Origin of the sequence: Mycobacterium sp. (genome assembly GCF_032161845.1) — a bacterium.
Classification (GTDB): domain Bacteria; phylum Actinomycetota; class Actinomycetes; order Mycobacteriales; family Mycobacteriaceae; genus Mycobacterium.
Map to the genome: position 1 here is coordinate 1 of NZ_JAVRQA010000207.1, position 3,117 is coordinate 3,117.

Genomic DNA, 3,117 nt, shown 5'->3' on the forward strand with positions numbered 1-3,117 from the left:
CCCGACGTCTTGCCCTGGTCGTGTGCGGTGCCAATGGTGGTGTAGCGCTTGATGTGTTCCATCGATCGCATCCCCGCACCGACGGCGCGGCCGAGATCCGCGACGGTCGCGTCGCGCTGGACGTCGACGAACTGGGCGTCGTCGTCGCCGGTGGACACTCGCCAGAGCACCAGGCCGGGCGCCACGTCGTCGGCAGGCGTATTCGGGACGGCGGCGGGTTCGCCGGTCTCGATGCCCAGCTCCGCGAGTGCGGCCAGCGCCGACGCCTGCCCCTGCCGCAGGCAGCCGGACCGGTCCATCACACCGCTGGCGGAACCGGCGACGCTGACGTTCTCCACCGGCGCGTCAGGAACGAAGCCGCCGAGCGCGGAGTCGTAGCGCAACGTTCCGCGGACCTGGCTGAACAGGTGCACCGCTGGGTTCCAGCCACCGCTGACCAGGAGGACGTCACACGAAACCGCCTCGGCGCCAGCATCACCGGTGATCAGCGCGTGAGTGATGCGCTCCTCGCCCCGGGTGCCGCAGACCACCGCACCCTGGCGCAGCGAGATGCCCCTGCGGTCGCATTCCGATCGAAGGTCCTCGCGGACGTGCGGGCGCGCGTCGACGATGACCTTGATGGCGGTGCCCGCATCGGCGAGGTCGAATGCCGCGACATAGGCGCTGTCGTTGGTGGTGAAGACAGCGGCTTCCCGACCGACCAGGACGCCGTAACGGTGCAGGAACGTCCTGGCGCTGTGCGCCAGCATGATTCCGGGCCGGTCGTTGTCGGCGAACACGACGGGCCGCTCGTGGGCGCCCGTCGCGACGATGACGTGCTTGGCGCGGATCCGCCACACCCGTTGCCGCGAAACACCCTCCGGGGCACGGCCACCGAGATGGTCGGTGCGGCGCTCGAGCGCAAGGACGAACCCGTCGTCGTAGTGACCGAACGCGGTCGTCCGCTGCAGGTGCCGCACCTCGGGGAAGGTCGCGAGTTCCTCGACCACCGACCGGACCCAGTCCAGGGTGGGCGCGCCGTCGATGCGGTCGGCACTGCCGAGCAGGGCGCCGCCGGGCTCGGACTGCTCGTCCACCACCACGACTCGGGCCCCCGAACGTGCCGCGGTCAGCGCGGCCATCAGCCCAGCCGGGCCGGCGCCGACGACCAGCAGGTCGGCGTGGGCGTGCATGGCGTCATAGCGGGCCGGGTCGGGAACCTCGGACAACCTGCCCTGACCCGGAATCCCCGTGGCGGCCAGACCGTCGTAGAGTTCGACCGTCGAAGCCAGCAGCATCGGCTCGGAGAAGGGTGCATCGATCTGGACGAGGCCGGAGGTGTCCTCCGCCCACGCCGCCGAAATGCCACGCGGGCGACCGTATTTGACGCTGGAACTGATGTGATGGATGCCATGGGCCAGCAGCGCTGACGCGAGCGTATCCCCGGGGTGCCCCGTCAGGGTGCGCCCACCGAAGGTGAACTCGTAGTCGGTGTCGCGGTCTATTCGACCGCCGGCCGGGGTGCGATGCGGTGCGGTCATCAGAGCGTCGGCCTCGGATCGCCTGCGCGGTAGACGGTACGGAAGCGGTAGGTGGCGGTGTCCCGGATCGCGTTGAACCATCGTCGGCATCCGGCGCTGTGAACCCAGCGTTCGGCGAAGGGCCCCTTGGGGTTCGCCCTGAAGAACACGTAGTGCGCCCATTCTTCGTCGGACAGCGAAGGCGGATCCTCGGGATAGGGGACGTGCGCCTGACCGCCGTAGTGGAACTCGGTCTCCTCGCGCTGCCCGCACCACGGGCATTCGATGAGTTGCATGGTGGCTCCTCGTTTCGGGTCGGGCGGCGTCAGTGGGCCACGGCGGCGGCGCCGTGTTCGTCGACGAGCGCCCCGGTGACGAAGCGGTCCAAGGTGAACGGCGCGATGTACGGATGGAGTTCACCGGTGGCGACGGTATCGGCAAGGCACCAGCCCACTCCCGGGGTGGCCTTGAATCCTCCTGTCCCCCAGCCACAATTGAGCAGAAGATTCTGATATGGGGTGACGCCGACGATCGGCGACGCGTCAGGGGTGACGTCGACGATTCCGCCCCAGCTCCGCAGCAGATGTGCCCGCGCAAAGATCGGGAAGAGTTCGACCGCGGCCGCCATTTGTCGCTCGATGATGTGGAAGGCACCGCGCTGGCCGTAGCCGTTGTAGGAGTCGACGCCTGCCCCCATCACCAGTTCACCCTTGTGCGCCTGGGAGACGTACACGTGAATCGCGTTGGACATCACGATCGTTGGGTGTACGGGTTGGAGGAGTTCGGACACCAGCGCCTGCAGGGGATGGCTCTGCACGGGTACCGGGACGTTCAGCATGTCGGTGAGCACGGAGGTGTGCCCCGCCGCGCAGAGGACGACCTGGCCCGCCGAGATGTCGCCGCGGGTGGTGTTCAATCCGGTCACCCGATCACCGTTGGTCGTGAATCCGGTGACCTCGCAGCCCTGGATGACGTCCACCCCGGCCTCGTCGACGCGGCGGGCGAAACCCCAAGCGACGTAGTCGTGTTTGGCGATTCCTGCCCGCGGTTGATAGGTGGCCCCGAGCACCGGGTAGCGGATGTCGTCGGAGATGTTGACGATCGGGCAGAGCTTCTTGACTTCATCCGGCTCGACCCACTGAGCGTCGATGCCGTTGAGCACGTTCGCCTCGACCCGGCGCACGCTGTCGCGAACGTCCTGCAGGCTGTGGGCCAGGTTCAGCACCCCGCGCTGGCTGAACAGGATCGGGTAGTCCAGATCCTCCTCGAGGCCCTCCCACAACTTGAGTGAGTGTTCGTAGATCCGGGTGCTCTCGTCCCACAGGTAGTTCGATCGGATCAGCGTCGTGTTGCGAGCCATGTTGCCGCCGGCCAGCCAGCCCTTCTCGAGGACCGCGACGTTGGTGATGCCGTGGTTCTTGACGAGGTAGTGCGCGGCGGCCAGGCCGTGGCCGCCACCTCCGACGATCACGACGTCGTAGGACCGCTTCGGCTCGGGATTGCGCCAGAGGAAGTCGGGGTGCTCAGGCAAGTGAGCGCCCGGGGGCGATGGACTCATCCGCGTCTCCATGACTATCGGAACAACTGATATATCAGTTAGGCTGCACGAACCGTAAGC

Annotated in this window: 3 protein-coding genes; all 3 read right to left on the reverse strand. The window is 67.6% G+C overall.

From position 1 onward, the window contains the following. A partial coding sequence (locus QOD90_RS12155) for an NAD(P)/FAD-dependent oxidoreductase (protein ID WP_526349955.1) occupies positions 1-1,520 on the reverse strand: 1,520 nt, incomplete at its 3' end. Then, positions 1,520-1,795, reverse strand: a complete 276-nt coding sequence (locus QOD90_RS12160) for a sarcosine oxidase subunit delta (RefSeq protein WP_526349957.1) — start codon at positions 1,793-1,795, stop codon at positions 1,520-1,522. The genes QOD90_RS12155 and QOD90_RS12160, both read right to left, overlap by 1 nt. Positions 1,796-1,824: 29 nt before the next feature. Then, on the reverse strand, positions 1,825-3,057 hold the full coding sequence (locus QOD90_RS12165; protein WP_526349959.1) for a sarcosine oxidase subunit beta family protein: 1,233 nt from the start codon (positions 3,055-3,057) through the stop codon (positions 1,825-1,827). Between the last annotated feature and the right edge of the window lie 60 nt (positions 3,058-3,117).